Origin of the sequence: Micromonospora sp. NPDC048930 (genome assembly GCF_043197935.1) — a bacterium.
Classification (GTDB): Bacteria; Actinomycetota; Actinomycetes; order Mycobacteriales; family Micromonosporaceae; genus Micromonospora.
In genome coordinates, this window is the sequence record NZ_JBICUB010000008.1 from 227,023 (window position 1) to 252,026 (window position 25,004).

Annotated in this window: 23 protein-coding genes; 11 read left to right on the forward strand and 12 right to left on the reverse strand. The window is 73.2% G+C overall.

What is annotated here, in order from left to right; translation table 11 throughout:
• Position 1 precedes the first annotated feature (1 nt).
• Positions 2-2,059: a hydantoinase/oxoprolinase family protein gene (locus ACGFI9_RS22555; RefSeq protein ID WP_393180596.1), complete on the reverse strand. Its 2,058-nt coding sequence runs from the start codon at positions 2,057-2,059 to the stop codon at positions 2-4.
• A 172-nt stretch (positions 2,060-2,231) separates the two neighbouring features.
• Between ACGFI9_RS22555 and ACGFI9_RS22560 the strand changes: the two genes are divergently transcribed.
• The 3 genes from ACGFI9_RS22560 to ACGFI9_RS22570 are packed head-to-tail and all read left to right on the forward strand — an operon-like array spanning position 2,232 to position 6,068.
• Entirely contained in the window at positions 2,232-3,059 is an 828-nt protein-coding gene (locus tag ACGFI9_RS22560) for a fumarylacetoacetate hydrolase family protein (RefSeq protein ID WP_393180598.1), read from the forward strand.
• A 16-nt stretch (positions 3,060-3,075) separates the two neighbouring features.
• Positions 3,076-4,626, forward strand: a complete 1,551-nt coding sequence (locus ACGFI9_RS22565; protein WP_393180600.1) for an AMP-binding protein — start codon at positions 3,076-3,078, stop codon at positions 4,624-4,626.
• A gap of 26 nt (positions 4,627-4,652) precedes the next feature.
• Complete coding sequence (locus tag ACGFI9_RS22570; RefSeq protein WP_393180602.1) at positions 4,653-6,068, forward strand: MFS transporter; 1,416 nt, start codon at positions 4,653-4,655, stop codon at positions 6,066-6,068.
• A 73-nt stretch (positions 6,069-6,141) separates the two neighbouring features.
• On the opposite strand, the gene ACGFI9_RS22575 is transcribed toward ACGFI9_RS22570, so the two are convergent.
• From ACGFI9_RS22575 to ACGFI9_RS22600, 6 genes are read right to left on the reverse strand one after another with little or no spacing between them, the layout of a single operon-like run.
• Entirely contained in the window at positions 6,142-7,332 is a 1,191-nt protein-coding gene (locus ACGFI9_RS22575) for a TetR/AcrR family transcriptional regulator (RefSeq protein ID WP_393180604.1), read from the reverse strand.
• Positions 7,329-8,483, reverse strand: a complete 1,155-nt coding sequence (locus ACGFI9_RS22580) for an acyl-CoA dehydrogenase family protein (protein WP_393180606.1) — start codon at positions 8,481-8,483, stop codon at positions 7,329-7,331. The genes ACGFI9_RS22575 and ACGFI9_RS22580 overlap by 4 nt, the downstream gene beginning before the upstream one ends.
• Before the next feature lie 9 nt (positions 8,484-8,492).
• Positions 8,493-9,323 carry an SDR family NAD(P)-dependent oxidoreductase gene (locus ACGFI9_RS22585; RefSeq protein WP_393180607.1) on the reverse strand — a complete coding sequence of 277 codons (831 nt, stop codon included), beginning with the start codon at positions 9,321-9,323 and terminating at the stop codon, positions 8,493-8,495.
• Positions 9,324-9,342: 19 nt separating this feature from the next.
• Positions 9,343-9,744 (reverse strand): MaoC/PaaZ C-terminal domain-containing protein, encoded by a 402-nt coding sequence (locus tag ACGFI9_RS22590; protein ID WP_393180609.1) that lies wholly within the window; start codon positions 9,742-9,744, stop codon positions 9,343-9,345.
• Positions 9,741-10,199, reverse strand: a complete 459-nt coding sequence (locus ACGFI9_RS22595) for a MaoC family dehydratase N-terminal domain-containing protein (protein ID WP_393180611.1) — start codon at positions 10,197-10,199, stop codon at positions 9,741-9,743. Before ACGFI9_RS22595 ends, ACGFI9_RS22590 begins: the two co-directional genes overlap by 4 nt.
• A 4-nt stretch (positions 10,200-10,203) precedes the next feature.
• The gene (locus ACGFI9_RS22600; protein ID WP_393180613.1) at positions 10,204-11,388 is read right to left on the reverse strand and encodes a lipid-transfer protein; all 1,185 of its coding nucleotides are present in this window, start codon (positions 11,386-11,388) and stop codon (positions 10,204-10,206) included.
• 285 nt (positions 11,389-11,673) lie between these two features.
• Between ACGFI9_RS22600 and ACGFI9_RS22605 the strand changes: the two genes are divergently transcribed.
• The 3 genes from ACGFI9_RS22605 to ACGFI9_RS22615 all read left to right on the forward strand — a co-directional run bounded on the left by ACGFI9_RS22605 (position 11,674) and on the right by ACGFI9_RS22615 (position 13,347).
• Positions 11,674-12,342 (forward strand): hypothetical protein, encoded by a 669-nt coding sequence (locus ACGFI9_RS22605; protein ID WP_393180615.1) that lies wholly within the window; start codon positions 11,674-11,676, stop codon positions 12,340-12,342.
• 55 nt (positions 12,343-12,397) lie between these two features.
• A complete protein-coding gene (locus ACGFI9_RS22610) occupies positions 12,398-12,985 on the forward strand; it encodes a hypothetical protein (RefSeq protein WP_393180617.1) in 588 nt (195 codons plus the stop codon).
• Positions 12,986-13,143: 158 nt separating this feature from the next.
• Positions 13,144-13,347 carry a hypothetical protein gene (locus ACGFI9_RS22615; protein WP_393180619.1) on the forward strand — a complete coding sequence of 68 codons (204 nt, stop codon included), beginning with the start codon at positions 13,144-13,146 and terminating at the stop codon, positions 13,345-13,347.
• 169 nt (positions 13,348-13,516) lie between these two features.
• Here the strand turns inward: ACGFI9_RS22615 and ACGFI9_RS22620 are convergent, their stop codons facing one another.
• From ACGFI9_RS22620 to ACGFI9_RS22630, 3 genes are all read right to left on the reverse strand, one after another.
• Positions 13,517-16,066, reverse strand: coding sequence for a hypothetical protein (locus tag ACGFI9_RS22620; RefSeq protein ID WP_393180620.1), 2,550 nt, complete (start codon positions 16,064-16,066; stop codon positions 13,517-13,519).
• A gap of 107 nt (positions 16,067-16,173) precedes the next feature.
• Positions 16,174-17,496, reverse strand: coding sequence for an AAA domain-containing protein (locus ACGFI9_RS22625; RefSeq protein WP_393180621.1), 1,323 nt, complete (start codon positions 17,494-17,496; stop codon positions 16,174-16,176).
• 244 nt (positions 17,497-17,740) lie between these two features.
• Positions 17,741-18,418 (reverse strand): DUF998 domain-containing protein, encoded by a 678-nt coding sequence (locus tag ACGFI9_RS22630; protein WP_393180623.1) that lies wholly within the window; start codon positions 18,416-18,418, stop codon positions 17,741-17,743.
• A gap of 53 nt (positions 18,419-18,471) precedes the next feature.
• Here ACGFI9_RS22630 and ACGFI9_RS22635 point away from each other — a divergent pair, with 53 nt between their 5' ends.
• On the forward strand, positions 18,472-19,065 hold the full coding sequence (locus tag ACGFI9_RS22635) for a helix-turn-helix transcriptional regulator (protein ID WP_393180624.1): 594 nt from the start codon (positions 18,472-18,474) through the stop codon (positions 19,063-19,065).
• A 30-nt stretch (positions 19,066-19,095) separates the two neighbouring features.
• On the opposite strand, the gene ACGFI9_RS22640 is transcribed toward ACGFI9_RS22635, so the two are convergent.
• Together ACGFI9_RS22640 and ACGFI9_RS22645 are read right to left on the reverse strand one after the other, a co-directional pair.
• Positions 19,096-20,325, reverse strand: a complete 1,230-nt coding sequence (locus ACGFI9_RS22640) for a sensor histidine kinase (RefSeq protein WP_393180626.1) — start codon at positions 20,323-20,325, stop codon at positions 19,096-19,098.
• Positions 20,322-20,978, reverse strand: a complete 657-nt coding sequence (locus ACGFI9_RS22645) for a response regulator transcription factor (protein ID WP_393180628.1) — start codon at positions 20,976-20,978, stop codon at positions 20,322-20,324. The genes ACGFI9_RS22640 and ACGFI9_RS22645 overlap by 4 nt, the downstream gene beginning before the upstream one ends.
• A gap of 131 nt (positions 20,979-21,109) precedes the next feature.
• Between ACGFI9_RS22645 and ACGFI9_RS22650 the strand changes: the two genes are divergently transcribed.
• From ACGFI9_RS22650 to ACGFI9_RS22665, 4 genes are all read left to right on the forward strand, one after another.
• Positions 21,110-21,661: a hypothetical protein gene (locus tag ACGFI9_RS22650; RefSeq protein ID WP_393180630.1), complete on the forward strand. Its 552-nt coding sequence runs from the start codon at positions 21,110-21,112 to the stop codon at positions 21,659-21,661.
• Positions 21,662-21,876: 215 nt separating this feature from the next.
• Positions 21,877-22,929, forward strand: coding sequence for an efflux RND transporter periplasmic adaptor subunit (locus tag ACGFI9_RS22655; protein WP_393180775.1), 1,053 nt, complete (start codon positions 21,877-21,879; stop codon positions 22,927-22,929).
• An 11-nt stretch (positions 22,930-22,940) separates the two neighbouring features.
• Positions 22,941-23,621 carry an ABC transporter ATP-binding protein gene (locus ACGFI9_RS22660; protein ID WP_393180776.1) on the forward strand — a complete coding sequence of 227 codons (681 nt, stop codon included), beginning with the start codon at positions 22,941-22,943 and terminating at the stop codon, positions 23,619-23,621.
• Positions 23,618-24,937, forward strand: coding sequence for an ABC transporter permease (locus ACGFI9_RS22665; protein ID WP_393180631.1), 1,320 nt, complete (start codon positions 23,618-23,620; stop codon positions 24,935-24,937). The genes ACGFI9_RS22660 and ACGFI9_RS22665 overlap by 4 nt, the downstream gene beginning before the upstream one ends.
• Positions 24,938-25,004 lie beyond the last annotated feature (67 nt).

A 25,004-nucleotide genomic window follows, 5' to 3' on the forward strand; every position in this document is an offset into this window, starting at 1 on the left:
CTCAGCCTCCGATCTCGACCAGGAGGTTGCCGAACTCGTCCACCCGGGCGGTGTCGCCCGGCCGCAGCAGGGTGGTGGTGGTCGGTTCCTCGATCGCGGCCGGGCCGGCGATCCGGTTGCCGGCGAGCAGCCTCGCGCGGTCGAACACGGCGGCCGGCACGGCGCCGTGGACCGGGTCGAACACCACCTCGCGGGTACCGGTGCGGGCCCCGGCCGGTGGGGCGAGGTCCCCGGCGGCGACCTTCGGGACGTCCGGCTTGGTGAGCTTGCCGACCGCCGACACCCGCAGGCTCACCACCTGGGCGGGCTCGCCGGGGGCGCTGTGGCTGTAGCGCTGTTCGTGCGCCGCGTCGAAGGCCCGCTTGAGCGGGTCGTCACCGTCGTCGGCGCCGAGCAGCGGCGGCGCGGGCAGCGTCACCGTGTGCTCCTGGCCGACGTAGCGCATGTCGGCGGCGCGCAGGAATTCCAGCTGGTCGAACCCGATCGCGCTGTCGCGCAGCCGCTGCGCGCACTCGACCTCCAGCGCCCGGTACGCCTCCTCGATCTCGGTGGGATCGGTGGCGCCGAGGGTGCGTACGCCGGTCTGCACCAGGTCCAGCCGGGCGTCCGCCATGAGCATGCCGAGGGCGGAGAAGACCGCGGGCACCGGCGGGATCACCACCCGGGTGATGCCGAGTTCCCGGGCGACGAGGGAGATGTGCAGCGGCCCGTTGCCGCCGTAGGCGAACAGGGCGAAGTCGCGCGGGTCCAGGCCCCGTTCGGTGGTGACGGCGCGGACCGAGTTGGCCATGGCGGCGGCGCCGATGGCGATGACCCCGGCGGCCGCGGTGACGGGGTCGAGGCCGAGCCGGTCGGCGAGCGCCGCGATCACGTGGTGTGCGGCGTCCCCGTCGATCGGCAGGCCGCCGGAGAGCCGGCCGTCCGGCGACAGGTGGCCGAGGACCACGGCCGCGTCGGTGATGGTCGGTTCGGTGCCGCCGCGCCCGAAGCAGGCCGGGCCGGGTTCGGCGCCGGCGCTGCGCGGGCCGACGTGGATGCCGCCCGCCTCGTCGAGCCAGGCGACGCTGCCGCCGCCGGTGCCCACCTCGACGATGTCCAGGCACGGGATCCGGATGGGCAGCCCGGTGCGGTACCCGCCCAGGAAGTAGTCGCTGGCGACGGGGAAGGTGAGGTCCCGGATGACGGCGGACTTGGCGGTGGTGCCGCCCATGTCGAAGGCGATCGCCTCGCGGTAGCCGAGGGCCTCGCAGAGCGCGATGGTGCCGACCACTCCCCCGGCCGGTCCGGACTCCAGCATCTGCACGCACTGGGCGGAGGCGGTGGCCACGTCGGAGACGCCGCCGTTGGACTGCATGATCGCCAGCGAGGTCCGCGCGCCGCCCTGGCGTAGTCGCTGGTCCAGCCGGCCGAGGTAGTCGCTGACCACCGGCCCGACGAAGGCGTTGGCGACGACGGTCGAGGTCCGTTCGAACTCGCGGTACTCGCGGCTGATCTCGTGCGAGAGCGTGACGTAGGCGCCGGGCAGCTCCTCGCGGAGGATCTCGCCGAGCCGGCGCTCGTGGGCCGGGTCGCGGTAGGCGTGCAGGAAGGCGACGGCCACCGCCTCGACGCCCAGCCGGGCCAGCTTCCGGGCCACCCCGCGAGCCTGGTCCTCGTCCAGCGGGCGCAGGACCGTGCCGTCGGCCGCGATCCGTTCCGGCACCTCGAAGACCATGTCCCGGGGTACGAGGGGTCGGTGCCGGGTGAACGAGAGGTTGAAGGCGTCCGGGCGGTTGATCCGGCCGATCTCGTAGACGTCGCGGAAACCGGCTGTGGTGACCAGGGCGGTACGCGCGCCCCGCCGCTCGATCAGCGCGTTCACCACGATCGTGCTGCCGTGGATCAGGAAGGCGAGCTCGTCGAGCGGGACGTCGGCGGCGGTGAGCCCGTCGAACACCCCCTCGATCAGGTCGCGCGGGGTGCTGAGCGCCTTGCCCAGGAGCAGCTCACCGGTCTCCTCGTGGTACGCGACCACGTCGGTGAAGGTCCCTCCGATGTCGACCGCGGCCCTGATCGGCATGTCGTCTCCTTCGACAGTCGGCGCTGGCGTCGTAGCTTGCATCCGATCGCGCCGCAACTGTATCCAGATCGCGCTTGGTAGTCTACAGTTCACGTTCAAGCATGTGCAGACGTCGATCAACCTTCGCCCGCCGCCGGCGCGACCGTCGCCCGGCGGCCAGAAAGGACAGAGCATGCGACTGACGACGATCCGCCTGGACGGGGAGACGCACGCGGGCCGGGTGGACGGCAGCGAGATCGCCCTCCTGCCGTTCCGCGACGTCGGGGAACTCCTCGCCGCCGGACCGGGCTGGCGCGAGCGCGCCGCCGCGCCGGCCGCGCGGTCGGTGCCGCTGGCCGAGGCGGACTTCGCCCCGCTCACCCCCCGGCCGGAGAAGATCATCTGCGTCGGCGTCAACTACGCCTCGCACATCGCCGAGGTCGGGCTGCCGACCCCGGAACACCTGACCATCTTCGCCAAGTACAGCCGCAGCCTGATCGGCGCGTACGACGACCTCGTGCTGCCGCCGCAGTCGCACGCGGTCGACTGGGAGGTCGAGCTCGGCGTGGTCATCGGCAGCCCGGTCCGGCACGCGAGCGCCGAGGAGGGCCTGGCCGCCGTGGCCGGCTACACCGTGGTCAACGACGTCACGATGCGCGACTGGCAGCTGCGGACCTCGCAGTTCCTGCAGGGCAAGACGTTCGAGGGGTCGACCCCGGTGGGGCCGTACCTGGTCACCCCGGACGAGGTCGACCACGCCCGCGACCTGGACATGACCTGCGCGGTGGACCACACCGTCATGCAGAAGGCCAGCACCGGCGAGCTGCTGTTCCCGGTGGGCGAGATCATCGCGTACGTCAGCTCGATCATCACCCTGGTGCCCGGCGACCTCATCGCCACCGGCACGCCGGCCGGGATCGGCGCGGCCCGCAAGCCTCCGGTCTTCCTCGCCGCCGGCCAGACCCTGCGGACCGTGATCGCCGGCCTCGGCGAGCAGGCCAACCGGTGCGTCGTCGCCTGAGCGGGGAGGAGGTCCCATGCACCTGATCGAGTTCTTCGACCGCGGCGTACGGATCAACCCCGGCGGGATCGCGTTCGTCCGCCCCGACGGAACCGGCGCGGTCACGTACGCCGAGGCGGCGGCCATCACCCACCGCGTGGCGGCGGCCCTGCACCGCGTGGGCCTGCCCCCGGGCGCACCCGTCGCGGTGGCCAGCCCCAACTCGCCGATCGTCTTCCCCTGCGTGCTCGGCGTGCTGCGGGCCGGCTGCACCTGGGTGACGGTGAACGCCCGGTCGACGCCGCAGGAGATCGCCACGCTGCTGCGTACCGTCGGGGCCCGCGCCCTGCTCTACGCGGCCGGGACCGACGTGGACCGGCTTCGCGCGGCCGTGCCGACCATCGAGCACTTCGTGGCGATGGACGGGCCGTCCGGCGACGATCCGGCCCTGGCGGACTGGCTGGCGCCGGAGGGGACGCACGTGCCCCTGCCCCCGCTCGACGAGGAGGCCATCGCCGCGCTGATCGGCACCGGCGGCACCACCGGGCGCTCGAAGATCGTCCAGGTCTCCCACCGCGCCTTCGCCACCATGCTCGCCGGGTTCCACGCCCACATGCCGGAGCGGAGCCCGGTGCACCTGGTCGCCGCGCCGATGACCCACGCCGCCGGCGCGGCGGTGTTCCCGGTGCTCAGCGCGGGCGGCACCAACGTCGTGCACGCCACGGTGGTCCCCGGGGAGATCCTGGAGTCGATCGAACGCCACCGGGTCACCCGCCTGTTCCTGCCCCCGACGGCGATCTACGCCCTGCTCGCCGACCCCGACGTCCGGCGGCGGGACCTGTCCAGCCTGCGCTGGTTCCTGTACGGCGCGGCCCCGATGTCGGTGCAGAAGCTGAAAGAGGCGCTGGACGTCTTCGGGCCGGTGATGGCCCAGTTCTACGGGCAGACCGAGCTGCCGATGATGTGCACCTTCCTGAGTCCCGAGGAGCACGCCGAGGCCCTGGCCGACCCGGCGCTGCACCGGCGGCTCGCCAGCTGCGGACGGCAGACCGTCGTGGCGGACGTCGCCGTCCTGGGCGACGACGGCAGCCCCTGCCCGCCCGGCGAGCCCGGGGAGATCGTGGTACGCAGCTCGCTGCGGATGAGCGGGTACCTGCACGATCCCGAGCAGACCGCCGCGGTCCAACTCGACGGCGGCTGGCTGGCCACCGGGGACGTCGGTCACCTCGACGACGACGGCTACCTCTACATCGTCGACCGCAAGCGCGACCTGATCATCTCCGGTGGCTTCAACGTCTTCCCCAGCGAGGTCGAGCAGGTCATCTGGGGCCATCCGGCGGTCAAGGACTGTGCCGTGATCGGGCTGCCGGACGAGAAGTGGGGCGAGCGCGTCACCGCGGTCGTCGAGGTCAAGCCCGGCGCCGAGGTCGACGCCGCGGACCTGATCGCACTGTGCAAGGAGCGGGTCGGCAGCGTCAAAGCCCCGAAGGAGGTCCTGTTCCGTCAACTGCCCCGGTCCGCCGTCGGCAAGGTGCTCAAGCGCGAGCTGCGCGAGGAGTACTGGGCCGGGCAGGCGCGCCGGGTCTAGCGCAATGCCAGCACGAGGAGCCCTCGATGACACAGAGAGGTCAGCTTCGACAAACTGAGCCGGCCGTCGCGGAGCCGGCGGCCAACGACATCCCGGGCCGCATCGAGCGGATCCCGGTGGGCCGGTTCCACTACCGGCTCGCCGGCACGCTCGGCGTCGGCACCTTCTTCGACGGATTCGACTCGACCAGTATCGCGGTGATCCTGACCGTGCTCATCGCGTACTTCGACATCAGCACCGCGCAGGCCGGGATCCTGGTGGCCGCCGGATACCTGGGCCAGTTCCTGGGCGCGGTGGTCATCGGCGCGCTCGCCGACCGGTTCGGCCGGCGGCCGGCGTTCATCCTGTCCCTGGTCACCTTCGGCGTCTTCTCCGCCGTGGCCGCCGTCGCCTGGAGCGCCCCCAGCCTCGGCGTGCTGCGGGCGGTGCAGGGCATCGGCCTCGGCGCCGAGGTGCCGGTGGCGGCCACGCTCATCAACGAGTACCTGGGCGCCCGCAACCGGGGCCGGATCGCCGTCGCCTACCAGTCCACCTTCAACTGGGGGCTGCTCGCGGCGCCGGTCGTCGGGATCGTCGCGTTGCAGGGCTTCGGCGAGGACACGGGCTGGCGGGTACTGCTCGCGGTCGGCGCGCTGCCGGTGCTCGTCGCGGCGTACGCCTGGTTCCGGTTGCCGGAGTCCGCCCGCTGGCTGGCGGAGCGGGGCCGGCGCGTCGAGGCGGAGGCGTACGTGGCGCGGATGGAGCAGGAGGCGACGGCGCGCGGGGTCGACCTGGCGCCGCCGCAGCCGTCCCCACCGGCCGCCGACGGCCGGCTGCGGCTCGGGGAGCTGTTCGCCCCGGCGTACCGGCGGCGCACGCTGATGCTGGCGGCGATCTGGTTCCTCACCTTCTTCGTCGGCTACGGGTACGCGGTGTGGATGCCGACGCTGTACGTCCGGGTCGGCGGCCTGGCGACCACCCAGGCACTGGGGCTGACCGTCCTGGTCGGCGTGCTGCAACTGGCGATGGTCTACCTGACCGCGTTCCTGGCCGACCGGATCGGGCGTAAGCCGCTGCTGACCGGGGGGTTCGTCATCATGACGGCCGGCGCGCTGGTGGGCTTCGTCGGCGTCGGCGTGCTGGGGGTGCACGCCTGGCCGATGCTGCTCGCGACGGTGGCGCTGTTCGCGGTCGGCGCGACCGCCCCGACCAGCGCGCTCTACCTCTACACCGCCGAGCTCTACCCGACCCGGATGCGGGCCTGGGCGACCTCCACGTGCAGCAGCGTCAACCGGCTGGCCAGCATCCTCTCCCCGCTGCTCGTCGGCGGGCTGCTCGGCACCAGCCTCGGGGCCGGCTCGGTCTTCCTCGCCTTCGCGATCGCCTGCGCCCTCGCGCTCGCTGTGGTGCTGGCGGCGGGCATCGAGACCCGCCAGCGGTCCCTGGAGGACATCTCGCGGTGAGCCGCCCGCCGCGGGACCGGTACGTCCGCCCGGTCACCAGGGTGCCGCTGGTGACCGGGCGGGCCGGCGCTCGTCAGGAGAGCTGGAGCAGGTGCGCGGCGATGCCCTCCAGCGCGGCCGGCAGCGCCGGGTACGCCCGGATCCGTGGGGTGCGGGCGGCGTCGTTGGCGACGGTCAGCACGGCCTGCACCCGCACCCGGGCGGCGGTCGGGTCGAGGCCGGGACGGTCGGCGCGCAGCAGGTGCACCCACTCGCTGATGTAGTCGTGCTGGGTCTGCCGGCTGTCCCGGCGCTCGTCCTCGGGGAGGTGCTCCACCTCGGTGATCAGCAGGTCGACGAGGTCGTGGTGGGTCTGGGTGAAGCCGACGTAGCCGCGGACGAGCGTACGCAGCCCGTCGGTGGCGTCGGTGGCCGTGCGGTAGGCGGTGGCGACGTCGGTGAGCAGGACCGCCGCGCCGCGCCGGAGGGCGGTCACCAGCAGGTCGAGCTTGCTGGGGAAGTGGTGGTAGATGCTGGGGCCGGCGATGCCCACGGCGGCGGCGATGTCCTCGATGCCGACCTCGGTGTAGCCGTGCGTCGCGAACATCCGTACGGCCTGGATGAGCAGCGCCTCGCGGCGCGCGGCCGGCACCAGGCCGGCCGGCTCCGGTCGGGCCGGTGGTGGCGTGCCCGGGTCGGGCAGCGGCGTGTCCAGCACGGCGCCGCACAGCTCGGCGAGCAGGTCGACGTAGTCGGCGCGGGGCAGGTCGAGCCGGTGGAAGGAGACGCTGGTCAGGACACTGATCATCGCCCAGGCGAGCAGCTCGGCGGCGGCCGGGTCGAGGGCCGGCCGGACCGTGCGCACCTGCCGGGTGAGCAGCGCGCCGACCTCGTGCAGCTCCGCCCGGAAGGCCGCCCGGTCCTCCGGGCAGAGGTGCCGGGCCTCCCGCTGCCACAGCAGGCCGAGCTGGCGGTGGTCGAGGGCGAGGCTGCCGAGCCGGCGCAGCGCGGTCGTCCGCTCGGTCAGGTCGAGGCTCGTCAGCAGCTCCCGTACCGGGGCGAGGCCGCCGGTGAGGACCTCGCGCAGCAGGTGCTGCTTGCCGTCGACGTGCCGGTAGAGGGCGGACGGGCCGATGCCGACCGCGTCGGCCAGGTCGCCCATGGTGAGCTGGCCGTAGCCGCGGCGGTGGAACAGTTCGGCGGCGGCGGCGAGGATCAGCGCGCGGCGGTTGCGCGGCCGGGTGCCGCGCGGTGGGCGGGCGGGTGCGGCGGTGTGCGCGGTCACGACGCCCCCAGTTGCAGCGACCGGCCGATGATCTCCTTCATGATCTCGGTGGTGCCGGCGTAGATCCGGGAGACGCGGGAGTCCAGCCAGGCGCGGGCGATGCAGTACTCGGTCAGGTAGCCGTACCCGCCGTGCAGCTGGACGCAGGTGTCCATGACCCGGCCCTGCAGTTCGGTGCTCCACCACTTGGCCTTGGCCGCGTCGACCGGGTCCAGCTCCCGCGCGTTGAGGGCGAGCACGCACAGGTCGACGTACGCCTGGGTGATGTCGATCTCGGTGGCCAGCTCGGCGAGGGTGAAGCGGGTGTGCTGGAGGGTGCCGATCGGGTTGCCGAACGCGCGGCGCTGCCGGACGTAGTCGATGGTCCACTGCAGGGCCGCCGCGGCCTGCGCGATGGCCGCCACCGAGCAGGAGAGCCGCTCCTGGGCCAGGTTGCGGGTCAGCCCGGCGAACCCCTCACCTTCGGCGCCGAGCAGGTTGGCCGCGGGGACGCGGGCACCGGTGAAGGCGAGCTCGGCGGTGTCCTGAGCGTGCAGGCCGACCTTCGCCAGCCGGCGACCGCGGGTGAAGCCGGGCGTGTCCCGTTCCACCACGATCAGGCTGAGGCCCCGGTGCGGGTGCTCGCCGGTACGGACCGCGACGATCACCAGGTCGGCGTTGATGCCGTTGGAGATGAACGTCTTCGCGCCGTCGATGACGTAGTGGTCACCGTCGCGCACCGCCTTCGTGCGGATGCCGGACAGGTCGGAGCCGGTGTCCGGCTCGGTCATGGCGACGGCGGTGACCAGTCGGCCGGAGGTGATGCCGGGCAGCCAGCGCGCCTTCTGCTCGTCGGTGGCCAGTTGCAGGAAGTACGGCATGCAGACGTCGGCCTGGAGGCTGGGTCCGAGGACCGCGGGTGCCACGGCGAGCCGGGCGCCTTCCTCCTGCAGGACGGCGTTGTACCGGAAGTCGCTGATGCCGGTGCCGCCGAACCGTTCGGGCACCCCGAAGCCGAGCGCGCCGAGCGCGCCGAGCTTGGTGAACAGCTCCCGTGGGGTGATGCCGTCCTGCTCCCACTGCGCGTAGTGCGGGATGACCTCCTTCTCCAGGAGGACCCGCACGCTGGCCCGGTACGCCTGGTGCTCGGTCTCGAACAGCTTCCGTCTCATGGCGGGCCGTCAGATCATGAATCCGCCGTCGCAGACCAGGGTCTGGCCGGTGACGTAGTCGGACTCGGGGATGGTCAGCAGGTAGACCGCGCCGGCCGCGTCGGCCGGGGTGCCGGCCCGGTTCAGCGGGATCATGCGTTCGGCCGCCGAGAGCAGGTCGGGGTTGACGCCGACCTTGATCTGCCGGCCCTGCACGTCGATGGTGCTGTCCCCGGCGGCGGTCGCCTCGGTGAGCCGGGTCTTGATCAGCCCGAACGCGACGGTGTTGACGGTGACCTGGTAGCGGCCCCATTCCTTGGCCAGGGCCCGGGTCAGGCCGGTGACGCCCGCCTTGGCGGCGGCGTAGTTGACCTGGCCGGCGTTGCCGTGCAGGCCGGCGACGGAGGAGATGTTCACGACCTTGCGGACCGGCACCGGCTCGCCGGCAGCCTGGGCCTGCTTGACGGCGGCGGCGATGACCGGCTGGGCGGCGCGCAGGATCCGGAACGGCGCCTTGAGGTGCACGTCGAGGATGGCGTCCCACTGCTCGTCGCTCATCTTCTGGATCACCGTGTCCCAGGTGTAGCCGGCGTTGTTGACGATGACGTCCAGGCCGCCGAATTGCTCCACCGCGGTGTCGACGAACCGCTGCGCGAAGCCGTCCTCGGTGACACTGCCGACGCAGGCCACCGCCCGGCCGCCCACGGCCGCGATGTCGGCGACGGTCTGCGCGGCCGGCTCCTCGTCGAGGTCGTTGACCACGACCGCCGCCCCCTCGGCGGCGAGCTTGCGGGCGATCTCCCGGCCGATGCCCCGTCCGGAGCCGGAGACGATCGCCACCTTGCCGTCGAGCTTTGCCATGGGCTGAACCTTTCGTACGTCAGGTGAGGTCGATGACCGCCTCGCCGGTCAGCGTGGTGGTGCCGTCGGCGAGGGTGACGGCGAGCGCGACGGTGGCCAGCCCGTCCGCGACGGCCACCACCCGCCCGGTGCAGGTCGGCTCGGCGTGCACCGGGGTGATGGCGGCGAACCGGACCCGGTAGGAACGGATCCGGTGCTGCGGCACCCAACCGGTCAGCAGCCGGCCGAGGTACGCCATGGAGAGCATGCCGTGGGCGAACACGTCGTCGAGCCCGGCGGAGCGGGCCACGTCGAGGTCGATGTGGATCGGGTTGTGGTCGCCGGAGGCGCCGGCGAACAGCGCCAGTGTGGTCCGGGTGATCGGCGGGAGCCGCAGCGGCGGCAGCTCGGCACCCTCCCGGAGGTCGTCCACCGTGGTCACCGGGCCACCTCCGGATCGCGTACGACGACGACGGCGGTCGCCTCGGCCACCAGGTGGTCGCCGCGCAGCACGTCGGTCCGCTTGACCAGGAACTCCAACGCGCCGCCCTTGCGGGTGTAGACGTCGACGATCCGGGGCCGGAGCTCGACCGTGTCGCCGGCGTACACCATCGCGTGGTAGACGAACTCCTGCTCGCCGTGGAGCACCCGCCGCAGGTCGACGCCCAGGTCGGCGAGGTACGACCAGGGATCCGGCGCCTCCATCTCGAGGCTGAAGAAGAACGTGGGTGGCACCGGCAGGTCCGGATGGCCGGCCGCGCGGGCGGCGGCCAGGTCGACGTACACCGGGTCGGTCTCGCCGATGACCCTGGCGAAGAAGCGCAGCCGGCCGCGCTCCACCGTGACGGTGACCGGCGGGAAGGCCAGCGCCCGGGCCTTGTCGGGGTCGACGGGCATCGCCTCAGCTCCGCTTCTCGTAGAGGGTGACCACCGCGGCCCCGCCGAGGCCGATGTTGTGCTGCAACGCGACGGTGACGCCGTCGACCTGCCGGGCCTGGGCCTGCCCGCGCAGCTGCCAGACCAGTTCGGCGCACTGGGCCAGCCCGGTGGCGCCGAGCGGGTGCCCCTTCGACAGCAGGCCGCCGGACGGGTTGGTCACCACCCGGCCGCCGTAGGTGTTGTCGCCGTCGGCGATGAACTTCTCGGCGGTGCCCTCCGGGGTCAGCCCGATCGCCTCGTAGGTGAGCAGCTCGTTGGTGGTGAAGCAGTCGTGCAGCTCCACCACCCGCAGGTCGTCGGGGCTCACCCCGGAGCTCTCGTAGACCTGCCGGGCGGCCTCGCGGGACATCTCGTAGCCGACCAGGGTGCGCAGGTCGCCGCTGTCGAAGGTGGACGGCCGGTCGGTGGTCATCGTCTGCGCCCGGATCGCCACGTCGGTGCGCAGGCCGTGCGCGCGGGCGAAGTCCTCGCTGCACAGCACGGCGGCCGCCGCGCCGCAGGTCGGCGGGCAGCATTGCAGGCGGGTCAGCGGGCCGTGGAGGTGCGGCGAGGTGAGCACCTCCTCGACGGTGACCGGGTCGCGGAACACCGCGTACGGGTTGTTGGCCGCGTGCCGGCGGGACTTCACGGCGATCGCGGCGAAGGTCTCCGGTCGGGTGCCGTATTGGTCGGCGTACGCCGCGCCCGCGCCGCCGAAGAAGCGGGCGGCCATCGGGGCGTCGTCGGCGCCCTGGAGCCGGTCCGAGACCTCGTGGAACCGGTCGAACGGGGTGGGCCGGTCCGACCAGTGGGTGGTGAGCGCGCCGCGCTGCATCTGCTCGAACCCCAGCGCCAGCACGCAGTCCACCGCGCCGGACGCGACGGCCTGGCGGGCGAGGTACAGCGCGGACGAGCCGGTCGAGCAGTTGTTGTTGACGTTGACGACCGGGATGCCGGTCTGCCCGACGCGGTACAGCGCGGCCTGCCCGCAGGTCGAGTCGCCGTACACATAGCCGACGTACGCCTGCCGGACCTGGGCGTAGTCGATGCCGGCGTCGGCGAGCGCGGCGCGCGTCGCCTGCTCGCCCAGCACGTCGTACGGCTGGCTGGTCCTCGGCGTGGCGAACGGGACCATGCCCACGCCCGCCACGAGTGCTCGCCGTGTCATCGGCGCTCCTCACTAGCGGCTGTTCACTTGTTGCCTCCTTCGAGGAGAGTAGGGCACGCCATCGGGTCACATCAAGCTTGGCCTCGTTCACAAATCGCCAGCGGGGCCGGACTCTCCCGTCACTTACGGCTGTCGATTGACCGGGAAGCCTTGATATCGACGGTCTTCACCGACAGCTGGCCGGCGCCCGCGACCGTCGGCGCCCAGCGCTGACCATCGCGGCCGGGGTCGGCGGCACGCGCCGACCCCGGCCGCGCCATTGCCGGCCGCCCCTACCCTGGCCCGGTGGCCCGCCAGAAGCGCACCCGACCCGCGACCCGCCGGCCCGCCCTCCCCGTGCAGCGTGACGAGCGGCCGGCAGCGCCAGAGCGCACCACCCTCTTCCGGTCCAGCCCGGCCGCCCTCGTCATGGCCGCCCTCATGGCGGTCGTCGTGCTGGGCGGGCACCTCGCCGCCCGGTACATCGACGACCCCGGCCTGATCCCCCGGCCGTGGCGCGTCGTCGTCGCGGCCGTCGCGGCCGTCGTGGTGTTCCTGGCGGTCTCCACGCTGACCCAGCTGACCACGGTGCTCATGCTCCCGGTGACCCCGCCGTCGACCAGGAGCTTCCTCACGCACATCGGGGAGTTCTCCGCGGTGGGGGCGATCCTCGGCACGGCACTCGGCTTCCGGATGGGCGAGCACCTGTTCGTCGAGGCCGGCCGGGATCCGGCCCGGTACGGCTTCCCCGACCTGCTGGGCGCCATCAGCGACGCGATCACGCTGATGACGCTGCTCATGGTGGCGCTCTGCTGGGCCCGCTCCGCGATCTTGGCCCGGGAGATGGTGCGGGCGCTCCGCGAGTCGGGGCGGCTGCGCGGGGTCGCCGCGTACGCGCCCGTGCTGCTGCTGGCCGTCGGCAACTACATCGGCGTGCAGGCCGGGGCCTTCGCATACGAGTTGCTGGCCCGGTAGGCAGGCTCGGGTTTTCCCGGAGGAATGCCGCAGGGCACGTAAAGTCGGACACGTTATGACGGCATCATGGCGGACAGGACCGAGGGCCGGCGGGCACCGCGCGGAACGGCGGCCGCTGACCCGGCTGACCGTGGTCAGCCTCGCCGGCCACGTGGCGTTCGAACTGGGGGCCGGCGTCGGTATGCCGCTCGCCTCGGTGATCGGGCCGTACGCCGCCGCGGGTTTCTGGACCCTGGTGACCGGCGGTGTCCTGGCGGCCAGCACCGGCGACGAGTCCGCGGACCCGCTGCTGGCGGCGGCGAACGGCTTCGGCGTCGCGGCGATCTCGGCTCATCTGCTCGGCTGGCCGACTCGTCGCACCCGGACCGGTCTGCCCTGGCTGGAGGATTGCGAGGGGCTGGGACCGACGTTGATGCCGTTCTACAACCCGATCCTCTACTTCTCCGGGGTCACCGGCCTGCTCGCCATCGCCGGGGAGAACCGCACCGCCCGCCGGTACCTGCCGATCGCCATGCTCGGACTCGTGCCGGGGCTCATCGCGTTCCAGCACTGGGAGCACCGGCGACTACGCCGGCTGGCGCAGACCCGCCCCGGGTGGTGGAACCGCCGGCTGCGTCAAGGCAGCGCCGACAGCCGGCCGTAACGCCGGGCGCCGGACGATCGCTGTCCACAAGGGACGGCCATGGTGCGAAGGCCGTCCCTTCGACCGGACGGGACAGCTCGTCCCACACCTCACCGGGGTCCCGTCCGGTCTCCCATGTCCGACCCGCAACAGCGACCCCTGACGCTGCCGGAGGCACCGTGATCGTCGAATCGACCACCCGCACCGCATCCCGCTGGCCGATCAACACCAGCCGGCCCGCACCTGCCTCGTGGAACCAGCCAACCCGTCCGATCCAGCAGGCGCGGCAGCAGCCGCGCGACTGGTGGGCGTACGGCATGCTCGCCGGCACCACGGTGCTGATCGGGTGCCTCGCCACGCTCGTGGTGGTCCTGGCTCGATAGCCGGCCCTGGCCCGGGCCAGGCGCCTGATCGATCACCGATTTCGGCCAGGGGGTGGGCTGGCCCGGCAGCCTGCGGCTGGGCAAGGCGGCCGAGGCGCCACGCCAGTGGGAGTCAGCGCACTGCGTCAACGACGCTTCCCCACAGCAACCGCGGGCATCGCGTTGAGGCCTAGGTGACCTTGACGTACACGCTGCTGCTGGTGACCGCCGCGGTGGTCGAGGTGCCCGCGAAGACGTAGCGCCAAGATCCGCTCACGGAGGCCGTGACCTTCACCGTCACCTCACCCATCTGGTCGACCGTCACGGTCTTCACCGCCGCGTAGGTGCTGGTGCCCGCCTTCTGGAACTGCAGCGTCACCGCCTGGCCCGGGTAGCCGCGGTAGGACGTCCGCTCCCAGTTCGCCTGAGCGAGCACGCCCTTGACGGCGAACGTCTTGCCCTTGACCACCGAGGTCGGTGCCGCGCTGGCCGTCAGCATGGTGTGGCGGAGCATCGAGAAGCTGGCCGCCGCCCGCCGGTCGGTGAAGCTCCTACCGTCCTTGCTGTGTGCGCGGACCGCGACCTGCCACACGCCCGCCAGGTCGTTCCTGCCCAGGCTGAGCCTCGGATCGGCGCGGAAGGTCGCCTGGCAGGTCGACGTGGTCGCGGAGGTCTCCGTGCAGTCGGCGGCCCACCCGCTGACCAGGACGCGATCCGGGTTTCCGGATGAGCCGCGGGGGAGGTAGCCGCGGGACGGGCCCCGCCAGAGGTAGACGTCGCCGCCGGCGATGCCGGACGGGTCGGTGGCGGTGAACGTGGCGGTGAACTCGCGGGCGCCGGACGCGGTCAGGACGACGGGCTTGCCTCCGTTGACCACCACGTTGGAGATCTTGGTGGCGCCGACCGTCTCGTCGGACTGCGACGCCGGGCCGGCGAAGGCCCGGATGACGGTACGCCGGAGGGTGCCGCCGGAGTCGTCGGCCGCGGTGGCCCGCAACGAGACGAAGGCGGCGGTGGAGGGCACCGTCAGCTCGACCGAGGCGCGGTCCGCCGAGCCGGAGACGGGCAGAGCCGCCCAGGTCGTGCCGTCGTCGGTCGAGTACTCCAGCCCGGTCAGGGTCGCCACCGCGCCCGAGCGGCGCGAGCTGGCCGTGGCGGTGATCTTCACCGGGGTGAGCCGGGCCGTGTTCTGGGTGTCGAGGCCGGCCGTCGCGAAGTCGACGTCGACCAGGGGCAGCGGGTCGCTGTACCGGACTCCGGCGGACAGGAACTGCCACTGGCTGCGGACCTCGGTGGAGAGCCGGGACCAGGAGGCGACGCGGGTGACGGTGTGGTTCAGCTGGTAGACCGTCGACACTGACGGCACCGTCGCGGACACCGACTGGTACGGCGACAGGCCGCTGGCCGAGATGTAGGGCTCCCCGCCGGAGCTGAGGTTGATCGAGACCTTCGCGCTCCGGTCGATCCCCAGGTTCCCGGCGGCGTCGCTCAGGGCCGGGTACTCGTAGATGAACATCCGGGTGATGTCCCGGGAGGAACCGGTGCCCGGGGACCGGCGCGGGGCGAACGGCGCGCCACCGATCGTCTCACCGGCCGACAGGCCGGCGGACAGCGCCCGGTCCCTCAGGGTCATGTCCTGTGCCATGGGGCGGTAGTGCAGCAGCCGCATGAAGGACCGTTCGGGTGTCACGTACTCGGTGACGGTGCCCGGGACCGCGACCGGCGACGGGAGATAGACCCCGGTCCAATCCGAGGTGGACGGCACGGTCAGCAGCGAAGCGTTGGTGGCCCTCCCCTGCCCCCGGACCGAGGTGGTCGTGACGGCCAGCCCGGTCCGGGTCAGATTCACCACCGGCGTGGCCGGCACGGTGTCGTCGAAGCTGCGGTAGAGGTCGTACCGGTAGGGGCTCGGCACGTACTCGGACGTGCCCTGCTTGATCAGGATTTCGTGCAGCCGCAGCGAGGTGCCGGCCACGGAGTACGGCGTCACGTACACCTTCTCGGCCCCGCCGCCGGCGAAGCCGGCCAGCCCGCCGGGCACGGAGATCCACACGGCCGAGGTGTAGCGGGTCGCGGTGGGGTCGTCGACCGCGATCCGCGTCTCCTTCGCCGTGCTCTGGTCGAAGCGGACGGTGGCGCCGCCGTTGGCGATCTGGAAGGTCCGGGTGAGCAGGTAGCTGCCGCCGCCCCACTGTGTGTAGAGCGCGACCGCGAAATAGTCACCGTTGGGCAGGTTCGTGCTGCCGTTCGGGGTGAACTGCTCGTCGTTGACGGCGTAGGCCGTCCAGGTCCTGCGGTCCCACACGTAGATGAGCTTGGAGCCGAAGCCGGTCGGGCTGTTGATGGTGAGCTTCACCGGGTAGTAGGCGTCGGCCCGCACCGTGGCGGAGCCGCGCGCGCCGGCCCGCAGCTGCACCGCCTGGGCCCGGTGGCCGGTGGGCTGCACCCGCAGCTTCCCGCCGGCCGCCCCGTACGCGAAGCGCCCGGGCCGGACGGAGTCGCCCGCCGGGAGGACCCGGAACGGCGAAGCCGAGCGGGTGGGGTCGCCCATCAGCTCCAGCCGCTCGCCGGTGGCGAGCCGGACCGCCTGCTGCGGGCCGCCCACCGTGCTGACCGAGGCCCGACCGGCCTTGCCGGTGGTGGCTCGGTCCACAGTGGGTGGGGCAGCGGTGGCGGTTCCGGACAGGATGGTGACCAGGGCGGTCAGGGACGTGATGGCGAGAAGCCGATACGACGCCATGAAGTTCTCCCCGTGATGGCGCGGCTGATCGCGTTCGGACATGCCGAGCGCGAGGGCTCACCGTAGCATCGACGGGCGTTCTCCCACGGTGCCCGTTCGTCCCGTTGTCAGTCGGCGTGATGGGCAGCGAGGTGGGCGAGCATCGTCTGGTTGGCCTCCCAGCCGTCCGGGAACTTCACCGGCACGTCCAGGTGCACCCGCTCGGTCGACGGGTGCGCGTCCAGCAGCTCCGGGATCCCCGCCCGCGCCACCACGAGGCACGCGTGCCGGTGCCGCGATGCCAGCACGCAGAGCCGCCCCGACTCCAGGTGGAACGCGGTCGCGTCGCGCCGCCCGGACAGCGGGTGCAGCACGATCGTCACGTCGTACTCCCGGCCCTGCAGGCGGTTGGCGGTGTCGACGGTGATGCCCGCGCCGGCCGCGCCGAGCTGCGCGCGGATGGCGGCCGCCTGGTCCCGGTGCGCGGCCCCGACGGCGATCCGGTCCGCCGTCACGGGCGCGCCACCGGGGGCCTGCTCGGAGACCGCGACCGCGCCGCGCCGCAGCACCCGCAGCGCCAGCTCCGCGCAGGCCGCCGCGGCCTCCCCGTCGGTACGGAGGGTGTGCCGGGCCGGCAGCTCGTACAGTCCCCAGCCGGTGCGGGCGGCCAGCTCGACGGTCGCGTCGACGCGGTCCCCCGGCCCGGTCCCGGTGAACGTCAGCGCCCGGTCGGCCGGCCCGGTGCCGGCCCGGAACCCGGTGAACGGGTAGAACGCCGCCGCCACCACCGGCGCCGCCGTGGCGGGCAGCCGCCAGGACACGGGCAACCGGTGTACGGGCAGCTCCGGGTTGTGCCGCAGCAGGGTGGCCACCGCCGACTGCATCGGATCCCAGGTCAGCCCGGTCCAGCGGGCGGTCTCGACGGTGGAGAACGGGTCGAGCTGCCCGGGATCCCCCACGAACAAGGCCCGCTTGAACCGTCCGGCCACGCGCAGCAGGGCGTCCGAGCGCATCTGGTACGCCTCGTCGACGATTGCCCACGGCCAGGTGCCCTCGGCGACGGTGGCCCACTTGGCGGCCGTACCGATGGTGACGGCCGGGCCGCCGAGGTCGGCGACCTTCGCGGCGACCCGGACCGTCGGGTGGTCCTTCACCCGGTCCGAGGGCCGGTAGTCGGTGGCGGAGAGCCGGCCGATACGCAGCTCGGGGGCCTTGCGGACCAGTCGGTCGATCAGGTCGTCGACCTGCTCGTTGGTCTGCGCGATGATGAGCAGTGGCTCGCCGGTGGCGGCCAGTTCGGTGGCGGCCCGGACCACGAGCGTCGACTTGCCGGCACCGGGCGGGGAGTCGACCACCACGCCGCGGTGGTCGCCGGAGCGCAGGTCGGCCAGCACGGCGGTGATCACGCGTTCCGCCTCGACGGCCGGTGGCACCGCCAACTCCGCGAGCATCGTCCACCTCCCGACCGGGTGGCCGCCCGGACGGGCGGCGATCCCGTCACCATACGAGCCCGCCGGTCCGGGTCGCCGACCCGGCGGGTCGCATGACCGGGCTGGTCCCGCCGGCGGACTGCACAAGGGCCGGCCCGAAGGCCGGCCCTTGTGAGTGGCGCGCGCGTACATCTGGGGGTGGGCCGTCGCGGACGGCTGGGCTGCGCTCGGTAGCGGGTTACCCCGGGGTGCCTGGCGCGGCGTCTTACTCCCCGATCGGCTGGCGCCGGTAGGCCAGCCAGCCCAGGGCCACGAACCAGGCGTGCACCTCCAGCACGAGCAGCCGCTGCACTAGTCCCGCGATGCCGTGCTCGGCGCCGTCGGCGGTGGGCTGGAACGTCGCGAAGAAGGCGACCAGGAGGACGAGGGTCAGCGGGCTGCCGAGCAGCAGGCGGGTGCCGAACCGCCGCCACCCGGGGACGCCCCGGAGGTAGCAGCCAGCGACGACGAAGGCGGCGATCGGGGTGCCGGCGGCCAGGGCGAAGCCGAGCGAGTGCGGCATCGCGGCTTCCAGGTTGAAGATCCCGCACACGACCTGCCCCAGGCCGGTGCAGGCGAGCAGCGCGATCGACCAGCGCCGCAGGGCCGGCCGGGTGGGCGGCATCGTGCGGAACACGCCGACCACGCCGGCGACCAGGACCAGGCCCGTGACGACGAAGGCGGTGTTCATGTACGGGGCGGTCACTCCCATGCCGAGGCCGCTGATCGGCTGGCTGATCGGCGAGTAGTCGGTGAACCGGTGGCCGAAGAAGGTGTAGCCGGGGCTCAGCAGGCCGAGGACGAGCCAGGCGAGGGTGAACAGCACCGGCCCGGCGACGGCCCCGAGGGCGAGCGGTCGGGTGGTACGGGAGGCGTGGAGGCGAGGCGCCAGCGTGATAGTCATGAGATGACTATACATTCTATGACTATCCAAATGTCAACGGTTAAGCTCGGGCCGTGACCCCACCACGCCGCTCCGTGCTCGCCCTCGCTGTGCTGTCGATGCTCACCGAGGAGCCGATGCACGCGTACCGGATGCAGCAGCTGATCAAGGAACGACGCAAGGACGACGTGGTCAACGTCAGCCAGCGCAACAGCGTCTACCAGACGATCCAGCGGCTGGTCCGGGACGGCCTGGTGGCGGTGGAGTCCACCGAGCGCGCCGAGAACCGGCCGGAACGCACGACGTACCGCATCACCGACACCGGACGGGCCACGCTGGCCGAGTGGCTGCGCGCCATGCTCTCCGCCCCGGCCCAGGAGTACCCGGAGTTCCCGGCGGCCCTGTCCTTCCTGCCGAACCTCGCCCCGGCCGACGCCATGGCCGCGCTGAGCACCCGCGTCGCCCGGCTCGAGGAGCGGCTGGCCGCGCTCGACGAGGAGATCACCGAGGTCGGCCGGTTCCTGCCCCGGCTGTTCGCGATCGAGGCGGAATACCAACGCGAGGTCGTCACCGCGGAGCTGGCGTACGTCCGCAGCCTGGTCGAGGACCTGCGCGCCGAACGCGTCACCTGGCCGTTCGTCGACGGCGCGCCGGTCTGGCCGGGCTGAGCGAGGGCGAGTCGCCGGCCTGCCCCACCGTCAGCCGTGGGTCACTGCGGTCAGCGTGCGCGCCGGCTGTGCGGGCACGGCCATGCCGGGCGGCGGCAGGGTCACCGTCACCACCAGCCCTCCCCCGTTTCGCGGCTGGGCGTACACGGCGCCGCCGTGCGCCTGGGCCACCGCCCGCACGATCGACAGGCCGAGCCCGAAGCCGCGCCCGGCACCGGCCCGGTCCTGGGTACGGCCGGCCACCCGCTCCTGGCGCAACCGCCGGAACGGCTGGAAGATCGTCTCGATGTCGTAGCTGGGCACCGCCGGGCCGGTGTTGGCGATCACCAGGGTGGCCCGGCCGTCGACGACGCCGGTGTGGAGGTCGATCTGGCCGCCGGCCGGCAGGTTGTGCCGGACGGCGTTCTCCACCAGGTTCTGCGTCAGCCGCTCCAGCAGCACCGGGTCACCGGCCGTGGGGGCGGTCGCGAGGTGCCGGCGTACGGTCAGCTCCGCCGCGCCGGTTGCCTGGTCGAGGACGTGGCCGGCGATCTCGGCGAGGTCGACGGGCGTGCGCTCGACGACCTGCTGCTCCGAGTCGGCGAGGGTGAGCAGCCCGTCGATGAGCCGCTCGTGGCGTTCGTTGATCGCCAGCAGGGTCTCACCGAGCTGCCGCAGCTCGGCGGAGGCGCCGGGCCGGGACACCGCCACCTCCAGCAGTGACCGGTTGAGCGCCAGCGGGGTACGCAGCTCGTGCGAGGCGTTCGCCACGAACCGCCGCTGCCCGTCGAAGGACCGGTCGAGCCGCTCCAGCATCAGGTCGAACGTGTCGGCCAGTTCCTTCACCTCGTCCCGGGGCCCGTGCAGCGCGATCCGCTCGTGCAGCCCCCGGCCGGCAGTGCCGGCCGCGATCCGCTGGGCGGTGCCGGTGATCTGGTGCAGCGGCTGCAGCGCCCGTCCGGCGATCAACCAGCCGAAGCCGACGGCGATCATCGAGATCAGCAGCAGCGCGACGCCGCCCTGGGTGAGCAGCGACTCCAACGCGTTGCGCTTCGCCTCGTCCTGGGCCTCCTGGACCAGGATCCGCACCTGCTCGGCCGCGCCCACGTCGGGCAGCTTGCCGAACGGGGTCTGGACGATCTGGGCCTTCACTCCCGTCAACGGTTGCCGCATCCGCTGGTCGACCAGCACGTACGTGACGGCGAGCAGGACCACGCCGGCGAGCAGCAGGAGGCCGCCGTGGATGAGGGTCAACCGGGCCCGGATGGTCAGTCGCTTCATCGGATCTGATACCCCACTCCCGGCACCGTCTCGACCACCTGCGGGTCGCCGAGCTTGCGGCGCAGCTTCATCACGGTCACCCGTACCACGTTGGTGAACGGGTCGATGTGCTCGTCCCAGGCCCGTTCCAGCAGTTCCTCGGCGGAGACCACCGCCCCGCCGGCCCGGACCAGCTCGGCCAGCACGGCGAACTCCTTGCGGGACAGCGCGACGTACCGGCCGTCCCGGTAGACCTCCCGCCGGGCCGGGTCGACCACGATGCCGGCCCGAGCGAGCTTCGGCGGGACGGCCGGGCGGGCCCGCCGGGCCAGCGCGTGCACCCGCGCGGAGAGCTCGACCAGCGCGAACGGCTTGACCAGGTAGTCGTCGGCGCCGAGGGCCAGCCCGGCGACCCGCTCCCGGACGGCCGCGGCGGCGGTCAGCATCAGCACCCGCGTCTCGGCGCCGCTGTCCACCACCGCCCGGCAGACGTCGTCGCCGTGCACCACCGGCAGGTCCCGGTCGAGCACCACCACGTCGTAGTCGGTGACGCCGAGCCGTTCCAGCGCCGCGTCCCCGTCGTACGCGACGTCCACCGCGAACGCCTCCCGGCGCAGCCACTCGGCGATGGAGTCGGCCAGCAGCGTCTCGTCCTCGACCACAAGCACTCGCACGCTCCCATGGTGCCGCGAGCGCGGATAACGCCGGCGTTAACGCTGGTGGTTACGCCCGGGATACCGCCGCTGCGGTCGACTCGTCCCTATCGGCCGGCGGTCCGCGCCGGCCCGGAGGAAGGAGTTGTGCGATGCGCCGACGAATGTCGGGCACCCTGCTCGTCCTGCCCCTGCTGCTGGGGCTGGCGGTCGCCGGCTGCGCGGGTGCCGACCCCGACGGGAAGCAGGTGGCCACCGCCGGCGGGGGCGCGGCCAGTGCCTCGCCCAGCGCCAGCGTCGCCCAGGTCAGTGATGAGGACCGGCAGCGCGAGTTCGCCAAGTGCATGCGGGAGAACGGGCTGCCGGACTTCCCGGATCCGGAGACCGGCGACGGCAAGTTCCGCATCCGCATGCCCGCCGGGGCGGACAAGGAGAAGGTGGAGGCGGCCATGGAGAAGTGCCGCAGCCTGATGCCCAACGGGGGCAAGGCGCTCAAGCTCGACCCGGAGCAGGTGGAGCAGGTGCGGCAGCTCGCCAAGTGCATGCGGGAGAACGGCGTGCCGGACTTCCCGGACCCGGGCCCGGACGGTGCCATCGAGCTCAAGGGCGGCACCGGCTTCGACCCGGACAGCCCGACGATGAAGGCCGCGCTGGAGAAGTGCCGCCAGGGTGACGCCCCGCTCCTGATGAAGAGGACCCAGTGAACGCGAGGAGTGAGCCGGGGTTGCGAGCCCCGCAGTCGGGAACGGAAGAGGGCTCAGTGAGCGCGAGGAGTGAGCCGGGGTTGCGAGCCCCGCAGTCGCAAACGGAAGACGGCTCAGTGAGCGCCGGCACCGCCGCGCCGGTCGAGGCCGCGACCGCCCCTACCCCGCCGGCGGGAGTCGGCCGCAGCCGTCGTCGTCGCCGTGGGCGTACCCCGCTGGTGGTGGCCTCGGCGGTGGTGGTCGCCGCCGCGGCGGGTGTCACCGCCGCGGTCGCGAGCGGCGGCCGCTCCGGGGGTACGCCGGCCCGCGGCGGCCTCCCGCCGGCGACCGCTCAGGTCACCCGGCAGACCCTGGTCGACGCGGAGAGCTTCGACGGGGAACTCGGCTACGGCGCCACCCACACCGCGGCGGCGCGCACCGGCGGCACGGTCACCTCGCTGGCGGCCACCGGCAGCCAGGTCAGCCGGGGCAAGCCGCTGTTCGCGGTGGATGACGCCAAGGTGGTGCTGCTGTACGGGAAGCTGCCGGCGTACCGGGCGCTGGGGCCCGGCACGTCCGGCGAGGACGTGCGGCAGTTCGAACGGAATCTGGCCGCGCTCGGCTACTCCGGGTTCACCGTCGACGACGAGTACACCTCGGCCACCGCGGACGCGGTGCGGGACTGGCAGGAGGACCTTGGCCTGCCCGAGACCGGCCGGGTCGAGCTGGGCCGGGTCGTGTACGCCGACGGCGCGGTCCGGGTGGAGAGCCACGAGGCGGATCTGGGCGACCCCGCCCAGCCCGGCCAGGCGGTGCTGACCTGGACCGGCACCACCCGGGTGGCGACGGTCTCCCTCGACGTCGACGATGAGCGGCTGGCGAAGCGGGGCACCAAGGTGACCGTCTCGCTGCCGAACGGCAAGGAGGTCGCCGGCACGGTCTCCGACACGGAGACGGTGATCGACACCGGCACCGGCGGTGGAGCGGGCGGCCAGGACGAGCCGGAGACCACGATCGAGGTCACCGTGACCGTGGCCGATCCGAAGGCGCTGACCGGCTTCGACCAGGCCTCGGTCAAGGTGGCGTTCACCGCCGCCGAGCGCCGGGACGTGCTCACCGTGCCGGTCGCCGCGCTGCTGGCGCTGGCCGAGGGCGGCTACGGCGTGCAGCTGGTCGAGGGCGCCACCACCCGGACCGTCGCCGTGGAGACGGGGCTGTTCGCCGCCGGCCGGGTGGAGGTCTCCGGTGCGGGGCTCGCCGAGGGGGCGACCGTGGGGATGCCGACGTGACGGGCCGCGCGGTGGTCGAACTGGCCGAGGTGACCAAGGCGTACCCGGGCGGCGTACGGGCCCTCGACGGGGTGTCGCTGACCATCCGGTACGGCGAACTGGTGGCCATCGTCGGCCCCTCCGGGTCGGGCAAGTCCACCATGCTGCACCTGATCGGCACCCTGGACCGCCCGTCGACCGGCCGGGTCCGCATCGACGGGTACGACGTGGCGGCCCTCGGTGACCGGCAGCTCTCCGCGCTGCGGTCGTCCCGGATCGGCTTCGTCTTCCAGCAGTTCCACCTCGCGCCGAACGTGCCGGTGCTCGACAACGTCGCGGACGGGCTGCTCTACGCGGGCGTACCCCTGCGGGAGCGGCGGCGGCGCGCGGAGGCGGCGCTGGCCCGGGTCGGGTTGGCGCACCGTCTCGACCACCGGCCGCACGAGCTGTCCGGCGGTGAGCGGCAGCGGGTGGCGATCGCCCGGGCGGTGGTGGGTGCGCCGGCGCTGCTGCTGGCGGACGAGCCGACCGGCAACCTGGACTCGGCGTCCGGTGCCGGCGTGCTGGCGCTGCTGCGTGACCTGCACGCGGCCGGGACCACGATCGTGGTGATCACCCACGATCTGGAGATCGCGGCCGGGCTGCCCCGCCGGGTCCAGATGCGCGACGGCCGGATCGTTGCGGACCAGCGCCCGGTGGGGGTGCCGGCATGAGCGAGCGGATCGGCCAGCTCGACCCGGCGGTGCCGGCCGGCGGCGGCGCGAGCGCGCGGGACGAGCCGGTTCGGCAAGCCCCGCGGCGTGCGGCGGCGTCGACCGGCGCGGCGAAGCCGCCGCGGTTGGCACCCGCCCGGCTGCGGCCGCGGGACATCCTGCGGGTCGGCGGGGTCGGGTTGCGTACCCGGCCGTTGCGGGCGTTCCTGTCCGCGCTGGGCATCGCGATCGGCATCGCCGCGATGGTGGCGGTGGTCGGGATCTCGGCGTCGTCGCGGGCGGAGCTGGACCGTACGCTCGCCCGGCTCGGCACCAACCTGCTCACCGTCGGTCCGGGCAACACGCTCTTCGGCGACGACGCCCAACTGCCGGTGGAGTCGGTGGCGATGATCGGGCGGATCGGTCCGGTTCGGACGGTCGCGGCCACCGGGCTGCTGGCCGACGCGAAGGTGTACCGGTCGGATCTGGTGCCCCGGGGTGAGAGTGGGGGGATCGCGGCCCGGGCCGCCGGCCTGGAGCTGCGGGACACCGTGGGTCTGGAGGTGGTCAGCGGCACCTGGCTGAACGCCGCCACCGCGCGGTACCCGGCGGTGGTGCTGGGCGCCACCACGGCCCGGCGGCTGGGCATCGGCGCCGCCGGCCCGGACGTGCAGATCCAGGTCGGCGGGCGCCTGTTCACCGTGGTGGGGATCCTGGCGCCCGCGCCGTTGGCGCCGGAGCTGGACCTGTCCGCGCTGGTGGGCTGGGACGCCGCGACGTCGTACCTGGACTTCGACGGGCACCCGACCACGGTGTACGCCCGCACGTCCGACACGGCGGTCGAGGCGGTCCGGGCGGTGCTCGGCGCCACGGCGAACCCGGAGGCGCCGAACGAGGTGAAGGTGGCGCGGCCGTCCGACGCGCTCGCCGCGAAGCAGGCCACCGACGAGGCGTTCACCGGGCTGCTGCTCGGGCTCGGCGCGGTCGCCCTGCTGGTGGGCGGCGTCGGGGTGGCGAACACCATGGTGATCTCGGTGTTGGAGCGGCGGCCGGAGATCGGCCTGCGCCGCTCGCTCGGCGCGACCCGTGGGCAGGTACGCACCCAGTTCCTGGCCGAGTCGCTGCTGCTGTCCGCCCTCGGCGGGATCGGCGGCGTGCTGCTGGGCAGCGGGGTCACCACCGGGTACGCGTTCTCGCAGGCGTGGCCCTCCGTGGTGCCGCTCTGGGCAATCGCCGGCGGGGTCGGCGCCACGCTGCTGATCGGGGCGCTCGCCGGGCTCTATCCGGCGATCCGGGCCGCCCGGCTCGCGCCGACCGAGGCGCTCGCCACGCCCTAAGCGGTTCCTGGCGGGTTGTGGTCGATCGCCGGCCGCAGCCCGCCAGGGTCCGGCACCTTGCGCAGTA